Origin of the sequence: Bacillus sp. 220_BSPC, from assembly GCF_001054655.1 — a bacterium.
Lineage (GTDB): Bacteria > Bacillota > Bacilli > Bacillales > DSM-1321 > Peribacillus > Peribacillus frigoritolerans.
The window spans coordinates 13,402-29,269 of record NZ_JVPL01000016.1 but is presented as its reverse complement, the minus strand read 5'-3'; the positions used below and the strand labels follow the sequence as shown (position 1 = coordinate 29,269).

The following is a 15,868-nucleotide window of genomic DNA, read 5'->3' as shown; positions in this document are numbered from 1 at the left end:
ACTCGTAAGTTTGTGTAATTTACTCGTGAGATTCGGCGATTTACTCGTGAGTTTCGGTTATTTACTCGTGAATTGTGTGCTTTTACTCGCGAATTACAGCATCGTGAGTTTACGTTGGGGTGGCTACTCCAATAAACCCCTTAATTAGTTGATACACTTCTTCAGGTTTCTCCTCTGGAAGAAGGTGCCCGGAATCCTCAATGACAACAAGCTCGGAATTAGGCAGGTCTTCATGGAGCCTTTCGCCGATATTCAATGGCACCACTCGATCATGTCTTCCCCAAATAAGCAGGCATGGTGTATGAATATCACTAAGGTCCTCCTTCAGCAAATCGATTTCCTTATCTCGAAGCATTCTTCCCAATGCCCGGAAAATATCATGCTTCTTTATGAATGGCCCTAGATATCCCTGCCGCATTTCATCGTCAATCATCGCCGGGTCATGGACGACATTTTTCAAGTTCTTTTCGATACCTGATTTTTGAAGATACCGTTTTATCCCGTATGAAAAGAAAGGCAGGTAACTGACCATCTTCATTTTTTCCGAATAGCCGGGCTGATAGCCTGAGCCGGCAAGCAGAATGGCATGGTCGACAAGATCAGGATATGACTTGATGAGCTGCAGGGAAATCTGTCCGCCCATGGAATGGCCGATGATACTGAATTTCCTGATGCCTTTTCCCTCCAGGAACATAACGACGGATTTAGCGATGTTTCGGAATGAATATGTATATCGATAATCTTTTCCGCTTTGCCCGAATGGCGGGAGGTCTATGGAGATCACATTGTATTCCTTGATTAAATGGGGGACTAATTTACGGAAACTGAAGCTCGATGACAAAAATCCGTGAAGCAGGACAAGGGTGGGGAGAGAATCATCGATTCGGTCATATTCAAAATAGATTTCGATATTCCCTACCCGTTCGAGACCTTTGATTGTATGACTTTCCATATAAGCTCCTCCTCCGTTATTGTTCCATGATCAAAACCCATGTTACCCTGAATATTCCAAAAAAGGTCCTATAATACTGTTGCATAACAGTAATTGTAATAATAACGATGAAAAAACACAATTACTATAACAGGTCACCAGCCAATTTTGATATAATAGTGTAAGTTTATCCTGACAGCATAGGACTTATTAAATTATATTGTCATATAGGATTTTTAAAAAGTCTAATAAGGTAATTCGTGAGACTATCTGCCAGCCAAACCATCACAGCAAATTAGTGAATTCCAAAAGGGGGGTTTTCCAATGCACTTGAATGAAGAGGAATTGGAAGTCTTGAGAATCATTGAAAATAACAGCCGGATTGATCTGAAGGATTTGGCTAAAATGACCGATCAATCAGATTCGGACATTGAAATAACATTGAAGAAACTGGAAGATATGCGGGTCATTGTACGTTACTTAACAGTCATTAACTGGGCTAAAGTGGATGAATACCATGGTGTCACAGCGATGATCGATGTAAAGGTCACTCCAAAACGCGGCGTCGGTTTCGATGATGTTGCAAAAAGGATTTACAAATTCAAGGAAGTCGAGTCCGTTTATTTAATGTCTGGGGCTTATGATCTTTCAGTCATTGTCGAAGGGCGTTCGATGAACGAAGTGGCAAGCTTTGTTTCGGAAAAACTTTCGACACTGGATTCCGTCATTTCTACGACGACTCACTTCATAATGAAAAAATACAAGCATGATGGCACCATTTTTGATCAAACTGAAGAAGATAAGCGGATAGTGGTGTCACCATGATTAAAACGAGTTATGTTTCAAAAACGATTGCAGAGCTTAAGCCATCAGGCATCCGCCGCTTTTTCGACTTGGCTGCCAATTTGGAAGGGGTCGTCTCGCTTGGTGTAGGTGAACCGGATTTCGTTACATCTTGGGCGGTAAGGGAAGCGGCGATCAACTCCCTGGAGGAAGGATATACCTCATATACGGCCAATGCCGGATTATTTGAATTAAGGTCGGAAATCAGCCGGTATATGGAGAAGCAGTTCCATGTTTCGTATAGACCGGATGATCAAATCATTGTCACGGTCGGAGCAAGCCAGGCCCTCGATATTGCCCTGAGGACCATCTTGAATCCAGGTGAAGAAGTCATTGTCGTCGAACCTTGTTTCGTCGCCTATGCACCGCTTGTGACCATGGCAGGGGGAATACCGGTCACGGTCCAAACATCCAAGGAAGAAGACTTTAAGCTGACTCCCCAACAACTCGAAGCGGCGATCACGCCTAAAACCAAGGCCGTTTTAATCTGTTCACCGAATAACCCGACGGGAACCCAGCTTGGGCAGGAAGAATTAGTGATGCTTGCTGACATCGTTAAAAAGCATGACTTGCTGGTCATTTCCGATGAAATCTATGCCGAACTTGCTTATGATGAGGAATTCACTTCTTTTGCTGCCGTTGACGGCATGCTTGAGCGGACAATTGTCATCAATGGGTTTTCGAAAGGGTTTGCGATGACTGGATGGCGTCTTGGGTTCGTTTGTGCACCTAAGGAAATTTCCGAAGCGATGCTTAAGCTTCACCAATATGCGATGATGTGCGCGCCGACCGTTGCCCAGCATGCTGCATTGGAGGCTTTAAAGAACGGGATGCAGGATGTGGAAGAAATGCGTCGGAGTTATCGGAGAAGACGAAATTATATCGTGAAATCATTTAACGAAATGGGTCTGGATTGCCATAATCCCGGCGGGGCTTTTTATGCTTTTCCATCAATCGAAAGAACGGGGATGACTTCGATGGAATTTGCTGAAAAACTTTTGACGGAAGAACTTGTTGCGGTTGTACCGGGAGATGTGTTCGGGGAAAGCGGTGAAGGTCATATCCGCTGTTCTTATGCATCCTCCATGGAACAGCTTCAGGAGGCGCTCAGAAGGATGGAACGTTTCATGAAGAACCATTGCCAATAAAAGCAAAAAAATAGGGATCCGGCCATTAGCTGCCGGATCCCTTTCCATAGGGGGAATTAGAAAAAAGAGTTAATCTAATGGATTAACATAGAAAGTGTTAATCATAGTATATCCAGTACCCAGAAAAAAAATACACATACTATGACCCATTTTTTGAATTAAGCTTGTGTATTATATAAAGTATGCATAACTTTCAGAATTTGTTCTTCGCTAAAGTCCTTGGCTGTTCTTAAAAGGAGCTCCGCTTTTTTGGTTCCGATTTCTTCAATCAATTTTTTTATGTCCTCGTCGATACCAGCGGCGTTACCGGTCTGGGCATCCTTCAGGAATTCTGAAGCCGGAATGTCAAGAACGGTGGAAAGCCGTAAAATGGTTTGTGTATCAGGAACCGATTCACCCGATTCATACTTTTCGATTTTCTTCGTGCCGATTCGTAATTTTAAAGCCAGTTCCTGCTGAGTTAGGTTGTGATCTTCTCGGTATTGACGGATATTCTTAGCGATATTTGACATGGTCAGACACTCCTTTTTCAGGAAATATATTTTTATTATGTAATTATTTTACCATATTATTACTTAAGTGAAGGAACGGAATATGTAGGTTTTGTGAAAAAAATGCCGCATCGGGATTAACGAAACGGCACGTTGATTGTTAAATGAGATTAGTTGACTTAAGGAATACGAGTATGATCATGATCGGCACGATGTAGCGAATCAGGAAGTGCCAAAGTTTAAAAAGTGATCGGCCGGGATCAGCGCCAGTTTCGAACTCCTTTTGTACCTCGATCCTTTTCATTTGATATCCGATGAAAAGGGATATGAACAAGGAGCCGACTGGCAGCGCGATATTGCTTGTCAGATAATCAGCGAAATCGAATATGGATAAATTGAAAATCTTCACATCCGAAAGCACCCCAAAGGATAATGCGCTTGGAATTCCAATCAGGAAAACGGTGATACCAGCAATCCAAGAAGCCTTCTTCCGTTTTGCGGAATCCCCCTTGATCATGGCTGCAACGACGATTTCGAGAATGGAGAATGCCGTCGTAAGGGTGGCAAATAATAATAATATGAAGAAAATGAACATGAAGATCCCGCCAAGCGCCATTTCATTGAAGACGGCAGGCAACACGACAAATACCAATCCAGGACCGCTTGAAGGGCTGAAACCCAGTGCGAAAACAGCCGGGAAAATGACCAAACCTGCCAGCAAGGAAATGAAGATATTCAGTCCAACTACCGAAAAGGCCGATTTTGTAATATCTTCTTTTTTACTTAAATAGGATGCGTAGGTTACCATTACGGAAACACCGACACTTAGTGCAAAGAAGGATTGGCCGAGTGCCAATAGGATCGTTTCCCCTGTTAATGCGGAAAAGTCCGGTTTCAAGAAGAATTTAACACCTTCCATCGCTCCATCCAGAGTCAAGGATCGGATAAGAAGGATGATGAAAAGAATGAACAATGAAGGCATCATATATTTATTAGCCTTTTCAATTCCCTTGGAAACGCCGCCTTGCACGACCCAAATGGTAAAGACCATGAATAATAACTGAGCGATGACCGTTTCATAAGGATTACTGATTATCGTATTGAAGAAGTTCCCATATTCCTCTTGCGTCAAGTTTGAGAGGGAACCTGTAAAGCTCCTTGCTAAATAGGAGATGATCCAGCCTCCAACAACACTGAAGAAGGAAAGAAGAATGATTGAAGCTACGACACCGCCATATCCAATCAATGCCCAAGGCTTTCCAGGGGCGATATGTTTATATGCGCTAATGGCATCTTTCTGTGCATTGCGGCCAATCGTGAATTCCGCTATTAATATCGGTGCCCCGATAAGCAGGGTGAATATAATGAAGAGCAGGAAGAAGACCCCACCGCCATTTTCCCCAGTCATATACGGGAGCTTCCAGATGGCGCCCAATCCAATAGCGGATCCCGCGGCTGCCAGGATGAACCCAAGTTTTGAAGTCCATTGATCTTGTTTTGACATGATGGAAAAACTCCTTTAGATGTAAAGAATATCTAGCTGTATATTTTTTTAAAACATTTTCTCATCTTACTATGATTAGGGGCAATTGGATAGGTTTAATATTACAATCTTTAGAAAAATGAATAAATATCTTAAGGGAAATAGAGGTTATTTGCAAATTTTTAGGTTAAGTTATATACAAAGATCTTATAATATTTATTATTTCCAAAAAACAAACATTTTTAATGAGTAAAATCCCAAAAAGTATGGTATACTTAACTTTGATTATTTTCCAATTATGTGATATAATTTTTTATTGCGTGAAAAGACGAAAAAATATATATAAAATAGGAGTGTTACCATGTCTGAAAAATTCGAAATTGGTGCGGTAGTTGCTGGTAAAGTTACTGGTATTCAACCATACGGTGCATTTGTTGCTCTAGATGAATCAACTCAAGGTTTAGTTCATATTTCTGAAATCACTCACGGCTTCGTTAAAGATATCAACGAACATTTAAAAGTGGGCGATGAAGTGAAAGTTAAAGTTCTTTCCATCGATTCAGCTGCTGGAAAAATCGGCTTATCGATCCGCGCTACAGAAGAAGCTCCTGAGCGTACTGAAGCTCCGAAAAAAGCTCCGAAAAAACGCCAAGCATCTGTTAAAGCGACATCTCACATCGAATCTACTGAAGGTTTCAACACATTGAAAGACAAACTTCAAGAGTGGATTGAACAATCTCAACGCGAAGACTTAATCAAAAAATAATTTTTTAGAACCGGCAGATCCTAGATCAGCCGGTTTTTTTTGTCCAGGGGGCATATGAATGAAATAAAGCCGGGTCATGTGTTTATCCATGGTCCGGCTTTATTTTATAGAACATAACATTGTCCATGATCAAGATCTCAACGAGTCGGTTTGGTTTCAGGCTCCCTGGAAATTTCAGGACTTGGTTTAAAGAGAAGACCAAGATTAATGAGACCGGCAATTCCAACCAATCCATAAACGATACGGGCCATTCCAGCATCTTGCCCTCCGAAAATCGAAGCGACCAAGTCAAATTGGAAAAACCCTATTAATCCCCAATTGATTGCCCCGATTATTGTAAGAACAAGTGCAATTCTTTGTATTCCACTCATTGTACAGCCTCCTTTTTTTGAAAAAATCAGTTCTTTACTTATCATGCATTTTCAGCATGTAAATATACATCCACTCAAAAGTTCCGGGCGGATATTTTGTATTTAAATGGAACATTGGTCATAATGAATAAAAGAAAAACTAGCACTTGGCCCTGTCATTCATTCGAAAACGGAGTCCATGTGGCATTAAAGGAGAGATACCATTGGAAAATTTCACATATAAAAATCCTACTAAAATAATTTTCGGGAAAGGTCAGCTTGAAAGCTTAAAAACTGAAATTCCCGCCTATGGCGATAAAGTTTTACTTGTATATGGCGGGGGAAGCATAAAGAAAAATGGCTTATATGAAAAAGTGATCAATGCCTTGAAAGAGATCGATGCAGAGGTGCACGAACTTTCCGGAGTTGAACCGAACCCACGCATCTCAACAGTCCGGAAGGGTGTTGACCTTTGTAAAGAACATGGGATCGACTTTGTCCTTGCGGTTGGAGGGGGAAGCGTTATAGACGCTACAAAGGCCATCGTTGCAGGTGCTAAATATGAGGGGGATCCATGGGATCTTGTCATTAAGAAGGCACCAGTCGAAGAGGCCCTTCCATTCGGAACGGTGCTGACTTTAGCTGCAACAGGCTCTGAGGCGAATTCGGGATCTGTCATAACAAACTGGGAAACGAAAGAGAAATATGGATGGGGAAGTCCATTGGTATTTCCGCAATTCTCCATTTTGGACCCTGAAAATACTTTTTCAGTACCAAAAGACCAGACGGTATACGGAATGGTCGATATGATGTCACATGTATTCGAAACGTACTTCCACCCGGAAACGCATGCACCGCTGCAAGACCGTTTTTGTGAATCGCTGTTATCGACGGTGATTGAAACGGCACCTAAACTATTGGAAGACCTGGAGGATTATGAGCATCGGGCCACTATCCTGTATGCCGGAAACCTAGCCTTGAATGGGTCGCTTGGGGTTGGTTACAGCGGTGATTGGGCAACGCATAACATTGAACATGCCGTTTCAGCTGTTTATGATATCCCGCATGCTGGAGGATTGGCCATCTTATTCCCAAATTGGATGAAGCATGTGCTCCATGAAAATGTCGCACGCTTTAAAAAAGTTGCAGTCCGTGTATTCCATGTAGATCCGGAAGGTAAAACGGATGAGGAAGCGGCCCTTGAAGGCATTGAAAGACTTAGGTCATTTTGGAGCAGCTTAGGGGCGCCGACCAATCTTTCGGATTATGGCATCGATGACTCACAATTGGAAGTCATGGCTGATAAAGCGATGAGCAGAGGGGAATTTGGACGATTCAAAGTCCTCAACCGTGAAGATGTCCTTGCCATTTTACGGGCTTCCTTATAAACAAGTGATATGATCCGCTCTCCCGCCCTTGCCAGGTGGGAGATTGCTTTATATGCATAATTCGTTATTTACTTGATCGATTTCTTGATTATGAGAATTACATCAGATAAAGTGAAAGGGAAACTAAAGAATTCAAGGAGGAATTTGAATGGCCCATATTCGTTTCGATTATTCAAAAGCCCTGCCGTTTTTCGGGGAGCATGAAATTACCTATCTACAGGATGCTGTAAAAGTGGCACACCATTCCCTGCATGAGCAGACAGGGGCAGGCAATGAATATCTTGGCTGGCTTGATTTACCCGCCAATTATGATAAAGAAGAGTTCTCAAGAATCAAAAAAGCGGCCGCGAAAATAAAAGAAGATTCAGAAGTGCTGCTGGTTATCGGAATCGGTGGATCATATCTGGGAGCACGGGCAGCAGTTGAGATGCTTCAACATAGTTTTTATAACATTCTACCTTCGGATAAAAGGAAAGCACCGCAAATTTTATTTGTCGGTAATAATATAAGCTCTACATATATGCAGGATGTGATGGACCTATTGGAAAATAGGGATTTCTCGATCAACGTCATCTCTAAATCCGGTACGACCACGGAGCCTGCACTGGCCTTCAGGATTTTCAGGAAACTGCTTGAACAAAAATACGGCGTTGAAGAAGCTAAGAGCCGCATTTATGCTACGACTGATAAAGAGAAGGGCGCATTAAAAACGGTAGCAACGGAGGAAGGCTTCCAAACTTTCGTCATTCCTGATGATGTTGGCGGACGTTACTCGGTCTTAACGGCTGTAGGGCTGCTTCCGATTGCTGTCAGCGGGGCGGATATCGATCAAATCATGGAGGGAGCCGAGCGTGCCAGGGCCGACTTCAGTTCTTCCGAGCTAGGGGAGAATCAGGCATACCAATATGCGGCGGTTCGGAATATCCTTTACAATAAAGGGAAAACGATTGAAATGCTGATAAACTATGAGCCTGGACTTCAATACTTCTCTGAGTGGTGGAAACAGTTATTTGGAGAAAGTGAAGGAAAGGATCAAAAAGGGATATTCCCTTCATCGGCTAACTTCTCGACTGACCTGCATTCATTAGGGCAGTATGTCCAGGAAGGACGGCGTGATCTTTTTGAAACGGTCATCAAAGTGGATAAGGCCCGTCATGAAATCGTGATTGAAGAAGCGGCCAATGACTTGGACGGCCTGAATTACCTAGCAGGTGAAACGGTGCAATTCGTCAATAATAAAGCATTTGAGGGTACGCTGTTAGCCCATACGGACGGTGGCGTTCCCAACCTGATCGTAACGGTTCCTCAGCTCGATGCTTATACTTTTGGATACCTTGTATATTTCTTCGAGAAAGCTTGTGCAATGAGCGGTTACTTACTGGGTGTAAATCCATTTGATCAGCCTGGAGTGGAAGCCTATAAGGTGAACATGTTTGCTCTTTTAGGCAAGCCGGGTTATGAAAAGAAAAAAGCGGAGCTCGAACAGCGCTTATAATATAAAAGGCATCAAGCTGGAATAACATCCGGCTTGATGCCTTTTTTTGTTAAAGAAGGAAACGGCGGCTTGGAAGCCAAGTTCCTTATGCCTTTCGAGGGGACAATAGAGTCATTCCAGGTTTTTTTTTAGGCGCTTTGGTTAAGCTAATAGAAAATTAGCGAAAGAGGTTTTATACAATGATTAAAATTTCTTCTCAGTTGGAAGGGAAAACATTCGGGTTGTTCGATCTGGAGACAAAGTTAAAACCGGAAGGATATGCGATAGGCGGAGGATGGGATTATGACCACGGGTCTTTTGATTATAAGATTGATGACAGTGATGGCTACCAATTCTTGCGGGTCCCTTTCAAGGCTGTTGATGGTTCACTCGATCAGGACGGGGTAATGGTCGAACTCTTACAACCGTTTTTGTTATCTCATAAGTACGAGGACGGGATTGACGATGAAGGAAATATCGGAAACCTCTCCGCTTCCTTCAATCAGTTTGCCGAGCCTGAAAATCCGGATGCCGAATTTCCGGAAAACTATATCTCATTAGGAAAAACGCTTGTCCGGGATCTGGAAAAGCTTTTATTACATTAATCATCAATGATGAGTAGAGTGTCATCACGATGGATGACTACATCTCCGGGGGGCTTGATTAAGGTCTTGCCTCCTGAAATGATGCCGACCAATAAAATGTCTTGATCGAATAGCTTAACGTTCAGCTGTTTGAACGTCAATTCCACCCAGTCATCCTGGATGGGCAGCTGTTTGAGGCTCAATCCATCCCGCTCATTTTGTTCCCTGGCTTCCGTTATGATCCCCTTCGATAAGCAATCCTGCATATATTCACTCGCGAATTTATTCGTTTCGACTATGCCGTCCGCCCCAGCCCGTAACGCATTTTCCTTTTGTTCATGCGTCAAAATTTCCACAAGGCAATACACATGCGGATTCAGCCCTTTGACGGCCAGTAACGTTAAAATCGAGAACATATCCGTTTGCAGCTCGTCCTGCTTAAGGTCAGCCGTAATAAGGACGCGTATGGCTTGTTTAATATTGGCTTTCTGCAAAACGGAATCCAAGGTAGCTTTTCCTTGGATAAAGTGGATATTCGTTCGTGGAAGCGGGTGCTTTTGCAGTGTATCATCGATAAGGACAATGGATTGATGGTGCTTGCGCTCATGAATGTTTTGGATGATTCTCTTGGAACGGCCATTCCAGCCCACAATGATAATATGTCCGCCGCCGCCGAATACTTTCTTTCCTGTTAGAAATTGCTGTTCATTGGATATGGAAATTTTAGCGATGTACGCAAAATAAGAAGTAATCAGGCCGGCCCCTGACAAAATGAGGACCATCCCAATGATTTTTCCAAGATTGGTCACGGGAGTGAAGTCTCCATAGCCGACCGTTGACATCGTCACGATTGCCCACCAGATGCCATCAAGTAAGGTGGGGAATCTCTCCGGCTCCACAATGTGGATCAAGACCCCGAATGAAAGTAAAAATAATGCGATGATGGAAAGCAATCTGATGAAACGCGGAAATCTGGGAACGGTACTGATGTATGGACCGATTCTAATCATTTTTTCACACCCTTTGAGCTGTTCCTTATAGTATGGTCAAAAAAGGCATGGCTCATAAGGGTCCGGACTGACAAACTTTGAATGATGAATATTGGCATATTGCCTGATCGAATTTCGATAAATGATAAAAGCCCTCCGGAAGATGTCGGAAGGCTTTTAGTGCTGAGTCACGTATCCTGAATGGACTTCATGCTCGATGTTTGATTATATGCCCATTTCAGCTTCGGTATTCCTATATCTTTTGTTAAACCCTTCTCCGTACGTTGAAGTTATCACTGATGAGCAGCCAGTTTTGGGGGAAGGCTAAGCCGAGCTTCCAATAACTCATTCCCCTTAAGTTCAATTCTTTGAGTAAATCGAATTTTGCCTGAATCGATCTGGCATCTTCAAACCACACCTCATGCTGCCTATCCTCAATATCGGTATAATTGAAGTGAGGGGCCTGTGCGGTTTCGTCATACTCGATGGAAACATCATTGTCCGCCGCAATTTGGATGGCCTGCTGCGGACTCACGGCCCTGGCAGTGGATCCCTGTACAAAAGGCAGGGTCCAATCATAGCCATATAGGTTTTGCCCCATCAGGATCTTGTTGGAAGGAATATCGGTGACGGCATATTCGAGGACATCCCGAACAGGTCCGATAGGTGACACTGCCATTGGCGGTCCGCCGCTATATCCCCATTCATATGTCATGATGATGACGAAGTCGACGATTTCACCATGTGCTTTATAGTCATGGGCCTCATACCAACGGCCTTTTTGCTCAGCACTTGTTTTAGGGGCCAGTGCCGTGGAAATGAACCATCCTTCCTTCTTGAAGCGATCCCTGGCTTTTCGGAGAAATTGATTATAGGCTTCTCTGTCGGCCGGCCGTAAATACTCAAAGTCAAAGTGGATATCCCGGAAACCATATTTCTTTGCCGTTGTAACGATATTGTTCAGGAACTTATTCTGAACGGAAGTATTCGTTAAGATGATTCGCCCGAGCTCATCGCTGAATTGGTCATTCTCCTGATTTGTGATCACCATCATCAGGACATTTTTATTTTCCCTGGCGATGGCAGGGAAGTCATTGAGCAATGGCTCTTTTAATGAGCCGTCTCGCTGCGCCTGGAAGCTGAAAGGGGCTAAGTAGGTTAAATAGGGCGCAGCTTCCCTGGCGGCCGTCTCAAGGGCCGGTGCAACCGTCGTGCCCCTCGGCTCGACATAGCCGTTGAATTCGGCAGTCCTTTTCCTCCGTGCCGGAATATAAAGCCGGTATCCAACGGATAGGATTTGATTTTCGGAAATGCCATTTATATTTGCCAATTCTTGAACAGGGACATCAACCCTTTGGGAAATGGAATAAAGACTATCACCTGGTTGAACGAAATAATAACTGCCGACGATTGGAATGACAAGGGCCTGCCCCGAAACAAGATTATTTGGGTTAGGGATCTTATTTGATTCAACGAGCCTGTCGACGGTTACGCTGTACGTCTGGGCGATGCCATATAACGTCTGGCCTGGCCTAACCACATGTATTTGCAATTCTTTTCCCTCCTACTGAAAGTTTCCTAACAGTTTATGAGCATAAAAAGAATTTCATGATAAAGAGCTTAGGATCGAGAGAAACGCAAACAAAAAAATACAATAAATTGGCAATAATAATTTAAGCTTAAAATGCTAATTAATATTAGTAGGAGGTGAAAACACATGGCAAACAACAATAACAGCAATCAACTTCTAGTATCTGGTGCAGAACAAGCTCTACAACAAATGAAAAATGAAATCGCTAGTGAATTTGGTGTAAACCTAGGTGCTGACACTACTTCTCGCGCTAACGGATCTGTTGGTGGGGAAATCACAAAACGTTTGGTTCAAATGGCTGAACAACAACTAGGCGGTTCAAACTTTTCTCGTTAATTAATTGAATAAATATGGATTTGAAAGAGAAGGAGCATCGCTCCTTCTCTTTCGCATGGTTTAGCCATGTGACTGCCAAGCTTTTAAAATCTTGATTGCCCTTTCAGGGAAATCGGTCATGATGACGTCGACTCCCAACTCTGCCAGCCTGACGATGTCGGTTTCATCATTGGCGACCCAAGGCCGGATTTTATATCCAAGTTTTTTCGCTTTTTCTTTAACCGCAGGAGTCAGGCTGTTTTTATCTGGATGAAAACCCGATTCTTTTTTATCACGTAAGATTTCTTCGAAGTTTTCAGGAAGCCCCTCGAACAATAATGCCCGTTCAAGATCTGGGGCAAGCATCTTCACTTTTTCAATGGATTGATGGTTGAAGGAAGAGAGGATCACCCGGTTTTCCATTCCATATTGACGAATTGAATCAATGATCTTCTGTTCGATTCCTTCATAAGCGAGTTTATCCGTCTTGATTTCGACATTCATCAATAAAGCATTTCCCTTAGCCCAGTCGAATACATCCACTAAAAAAGGAATCCGCTCCCCAAGGAATTCATTGGAAAATTTGCTGCCGGCATCAGCCGTTTTCAGTTTTTGTGCCGAATGATCTTTTACATAACCGGTAAGGGTGGTCGTTCGATCAAGTGTTTCGTCATGGATGATGACCAGTTCCCCGTCAGAACTGAGGTGGACATCGAACTCGATCCCCTCGGCCCCGATTTCTGCCGCCTTTTGAAAGGCTGCCATGGTATTTTCAGGATGCGTCCCCTTGGACCCTCTATGGGCGAAAATCAGTATGTTTTGCAAAATCATCACTTCCCCTTTAAACTTTATCTTGAACCCTATCATACATGTACGCTTGAATTGTTTCAGCAATGTTTAATAGACAATATTTTAAACAACGAGTAAAATACATATGATATTTCCATAAATAGGTGTTCGAAATATGAGGTGAATAAAATGAATATGTGGGAAATTTTTGTTGCAGTCATCCTTGGTCTTGTAGAAGGATTAACTGAATTTGCTCCTGTATCGTCAACAGGGCATATGATTATCGTTGATGATTTATGGCTGAATTCGAAAGAACTTTTCGGGAGTGAAGTGGCCAATGCCTTCAAGGTGGTCATCCAGCTTGGATCGATACTCGCCGTTGTCGTGCTCTTCTGGGGGCGATTCATGGACTTGCTTGGTTTAAGGAAGCTGAAAGGCACATCCGCTGTGAACGGCCAAAAGCTTAACCTATTGCAGATCATTGTCGGATTGTTGCCGGCGGGCGTTTTAGGTCTATTATTCGAAGATTATATTGATGATCATTTATTTACGATGAAGACGGTTATCGTCGGATTGTTCCTTGGCGCGTTTTTGATGATTGCTGCGGATAAATTCCGTCCAAAGCTGACTGCAGAGACGGTTGACCAAATCACTTATAAACAAGCCTTTGGTGTAGGGTTAATTCAATGTTTGTCACTATGGCCGGGATTTTCCCGTTCAGGTTCAACGATATCAGGCGGTGTGCTATTAGGGATGAGCTACCGGGCTGCTTCCGATTTCACGTTCATCATGGCAGTGCCGATCATGGCTGGTGCCAGTTTGTTGAAAATCGTGAAGTACTGGGATAGCTTCACGCCTGAAGTTCTGCCATTCTTTATTGCAGGTTTCATCAGCGCATTTATCTTTGCGTTATTCTGTATCCGCTTTTTCTTGATTTTAATCAATAAAGTTAAATTGACTCCTTTTGCCATTTACCGGATCGTCTTGGCGGTTGTGCTTCTATTCATTATTTGGTAATACGAAATGAAGCTTGAAAGAGGAGATGGACCACCCCGTTGATTCGGGGTGGTTTTTTTGTGTGTCCGAAAATAAGCGGGATTCCCATAAAATTCTTTACGAATGATAATTGAGTTTCGGTGTTTTTAATTCGTTATTATTGAGTAAAAATACAATAAATCTTTTTATAACAAAAAAATATTCGGTTTTTAGTGCAGTTCCAGTCATAATTAGTAAAAAAAATATAAATGAAATAAAGCTGCCTGAGCGTAATGATACCAACGTGTTTGGGTATTTTCCGGAATATTCAAATGATTACATAAACTATTTCCATATAATTTATATGATATAATTTTAGTATAAATAAAGTACATGTGTACACCTGGGGAGGACAACATGGGAAATGACCAATTGAAGAAAACGATTGGCTTTTGGGTAGGAACATCTATTGTAGTTGGTACAGTTATCGGTTCTGGTATTTTCATGAGACCTGGTGACGTGCTTGAATTGAGCGGTAATTCAACCATGGCCTTGTTAGCTTGGCTGATAGGCGGTCTCATTACCCTTGCAAGCGGGTTGACGATTGCGGAAGTGAGTACACGAATTCCTAAAACGGGCGGCTTATATGTCTATATGGAAGAAGTGTACGGTAAAGCATGGGGATTCCTATGCGGCTGGGTTCAGACATTGGTATACGGACCTGCAGTCATGGGCGCCCTCAGTTTATACTTCGGGTTATTGGTTGCAGGAATATTTAAGATCGCTTCAAGCTACTCTTTGGCGATAGGGATTCTTACGATTGTATTCATAGCAGGCATGAATTTGCTGGGGACAAAATACGGCGGTATCATCCAAACCTTATCGACCGTTGCTAAATTGATTCCGATCATTTTCATATCGGTGTTCGGTATCGCTCAAGGTGATATGCCTGTATTCAATATCGATAGCGAAAGTTCAATGAAAATCAGTATGGCCGGTGCGATTTTGGCTACGCTCTGGGCATATGATGGCTGGATGAATGTCGGCTTCATGGCAGGGGAAATGAAAAATCCGCAGAAAACGCTGCCGCGGGCAATCATAACGGGATTGGTCGTGGTCATGGTCGCTTACTTGGGTGTGAATCTTGCCATGCTTCATGTATTGGGTGCGGAGGGAGTCATAGCCCATGGTACGAATGCAGCGAATGTTGCAGCAACGCTTTTATTCGGAGAGTTGGGCGGGAAATTGATATCGATCGGAATTGCGATTTCTATCTTCGGTTGCTTGAACGGAAAGCTTTTGACCTTTCCGCGCATTACCTTGGCGATGGCGACTGATAAAATGATGCCAGGCCATAAACAAATCGGAAAAATATCGCCAAAGTTCAAAACGCCTATAAATGCCACGTTATTGCAAGTGATCATTGCAATCATCATGATGGTTGCAACAGACCCTGACAAACTTACCAATATGGCTGTATTCTCTGTCTTCTGCTTTTATGGATTAGCCTTCTTTGCGGTCTTCATCTTACGCAGAAAAGATCCGGATGCAAAAACGTATAAAGTGCCGTTTTACCCATTCATCCCCATTGTGGCGATTGCTGGTGCAATATATATTGTTTTAAGCACATTAATCCAAACACCTTTAAATGCCTTGTACTCAGTGATCATCCTCATTATCGGTATGCCAGTGTACTGGCTCCTTAAGAAAAATGAGCGGGATGGTAAACGTTCAAATTAATGAAAAAACCT

Annotated in this window: 16 protein-coding genes; 9 read left to right on the top strand and 7 right to left on the bottom strand. The window is 42.9% G+C overall.

Annotation, left to right across the window (positions count from 1 at the left end):
* Window positions 1-109 precede the first annotated feature (109 nt).
* Window positions 110-952 (bottom strand): alpha/beta fold hydrolase, encoded by an 843-nt coding sequence (locus ADA55_RS01120; RefSeq protein WP_048678023.1) that lies wholly within the window; start codon window positions 950-952, stop codon window positions 110-112.
* 303 nt (window positions 953-1,255) lie between these two features.
* Here ADA55_RS01120 and ADA55_RS01115 point away from each other — a divergent pair, with 303 nt between their 5' ends.
* Window positions 1,256-1,756, top strand: coding sequence for an Lrp/AsnC family transcriptional regulator (locus tag ADA55_RS01115; protein ID WP_034310292.1), 501 nt, complete (start codon window positions 1,256-1,258; stop codon window positions 1,754-1,756).
* Complete coding sequence (locus tag ADA55_RS01110) at window positions 1,753-2,922, top strand: aminotransferase (protein WP_048678022.1); 1,170 nt, start codon at window positions 1,753-1,755, stop codon at window positions 2,920-2,922. The genes ADA55_RS01115 and ADA55_RS01110 overlap by 4 nt, the downstream gene beginning before the upstream one ends.
* 158 nt (window positions 2,923-3,080) lie before the next feature.
* Here the strand turns inward: ADA55_RS01110 and ADA55_RS01105 are convergent, their stop codons facing one another.
* Together ADA55_RS01105 and ADA55_RS01100 are read right to left on the bottom strand one after the other, a co-directional pair.
* Window positions 3,081-3,434 carry a helix-turn-helix domain-containing protein gene (locus ADA55_RS01105; RefSeq protein ID WP_048678021.1) on the bottom strand — a complete coding sequence of 118 codons (354 nt, stop codon included), beginning with the start codon at window positions 3,432-3,434 and terminating at the stop codon, window positions 3,081-3,083.
* Between the two features lie 139 nt (window positions 3,435-3,573).
* A complete protein-coding gene (locus ADA55_RS01100) occupies window positions 3,574-4,917 on the bottom strand; it encodes a sodium-dependent transporter (RefSeq protein ID WP_048678020.1) in 1,344 nt (447 codons plus the stop codon).
* A 340-nt stretch (window positions 4,918-5,257) separates the two neighbouring features.
* Between ADA55_RS01100 and yugI the strand changes: the two genes are divergently transcribed.
* Window positions 5,258-5,662, top strand: a complete 405-nt coding sequence (gene yugI, locus ADA55_RS01095) for a S1 domain-containing post-transcriptional regulator GSP13 (RefSeq protein WP_034310304.1) — start codon at window positions 5,258-5,260, stop codon at window positions 5,660-5,662.
* A gap of 137 nt (window positions 5,663-5,799) precedes the next feature.
* Here yugI and ADA55_RS01090 read toward each other — a convergent pair whose 3' ends face one another.
* The gene (locus ADA55_RS01090) at window positions 5,800-6,033 is read right to left on the bottom strand and encodes a DUF378 domain-containing protein (RefSeq protein WP_034310308.1); all 234 of its coding nucleotides are present in this window, start codon (window positions 6,031-6,033) and stop codon (window positions 5,800-5,802) included.
* A 203-nt stretch (window positions 6,034-6,236) separates the two neighbouring features.
* Between ADA55_RS01090 and ADA55_RS01085 the strand changes: the two genes are divergently transcribed.
* From ADA55_RS01085 to ADA55_RS01075, 3 genes are all read left to right on the top strand, one after another.
* A complete protein-coding gene (locus tag ADA55_RS01085; protein WP_048678019.1) occupies window positions 6,237-7,400 on the top strand; it encodes an iron-containing alcohol dehydrogenase in 1,164 nt (387 codons plus the stop codon).
* A 148-nt stretch (window positions 7,401-7,548) separates the two neighbouring features.
* On the top strand, window positions 7,549-8,895 hold the full coding sequence (locus ADA55_RS01080; protein ID WP_048678018.1) for a glucose-6-phosphate isomerase: 1,347 nt from the start codon (window positions 7,549-7,551) through the stop codon (window positions 8,893-8,895).
* 179 nt (window positions 8,896-9,074) lie between these two features.
* Complete coding sequence (locus ADA55_RS01075) at window positions 9,075-9,479, top strand: YugN-like family protein (protein WP_048678017.1); 405 nt, start codon at window positions 9,075-9,077, stop codon at window positions 9,477-9,479.
* On the opposite strand, the gene ADA55_RS01070 is transcribed toward ADA55_RS01075, so the two are convergent.
* On the bottom strand, window positions 9,476-10,468 hold the full coding sequence (locus tag ADA55_RS01070; RefSeq protein ID WP_048678016.1) for a potassium channel family protein: 993 nt from the start codon (window positions 10,466-10,468) through the stop codon (window positions 9,476-9,478). The two genes, ADA55_RS01075 and ADA55_RS01070, sit on opposite strands and share 4 nt — an antisense overlap.
* A gap of 244 nt (window positions 10,469-10,712) precedes the next feature.
* Entirely contained in the window at window positions 10,713-11,999 is a 1,287-nt protein-coding gene (locus ADA55_RS01065) for a glycosyl hydrolase family 18 protein (protein WP_048678015.1), read from the bottom strand.
* Between the two features lie 165 nt (window positions 12,000-12,164).
* Here ADA55_RS01065 and ADA55_RS01060 point away from each other — a divergent pair, with 165 nt between their 5' ends.
* Entirely contained in the window at window positions 12,165-12,374 is a 210-nt protein-coding gene (locus ADA55_RS01060; RefSeq protein WP_034310322.1) for an alpha/beta-type small acid-soluble spore protein, read from the top strand.
* A 60-nt stretch (window positions 12,375-12,434) separates the two neighbouring features.
* On the opposite strand, the gene ADA55_RS01055 is transcribed toward ADA55_RS01060, so the two are convergent.
* Window positions 12,435-13,178 (bottom strand): glycerophosphodiester phosphodiesterase, encoded by a 744-nt coding sequence (locus ADA55_RS01055; protein WP_161798610.1) that lies wholly within the window; start codon window positions 13,176-13,178, stop codon window positions 12,435-12,437.
* A 153-nt stretch (window positions 13,179-13,331) separates the two neighbouring features.
* Between ADA55_RS01055 and ADA55_RS01050 the strand changes: the two genes are divergently transcribed.
* A complete protein-coding gene (locus ADA55_RS01050) occupies window positions 13,332-14,159 on the top strand; it encodes an undecaprenyl-diphosphate phosphatase (protein WP_275452462.1) in 828 nt (275 codons plus the stop codon).
* 375 nt (window positions 14,160-14,534) lie between these two features.
* Window positions 14,535-15,857, top strand: coding sequence for an APC family permease (locus ADA55_RS01045; protein ID WP_048678013.1), 1,323 nt, complete (start codon window positions 14,535-14,537; stop codon window positions 15,855-15,857).
* The last annotated feature ends 11 nt before the right edge of the window (window positions 15,858-15,868 follow it).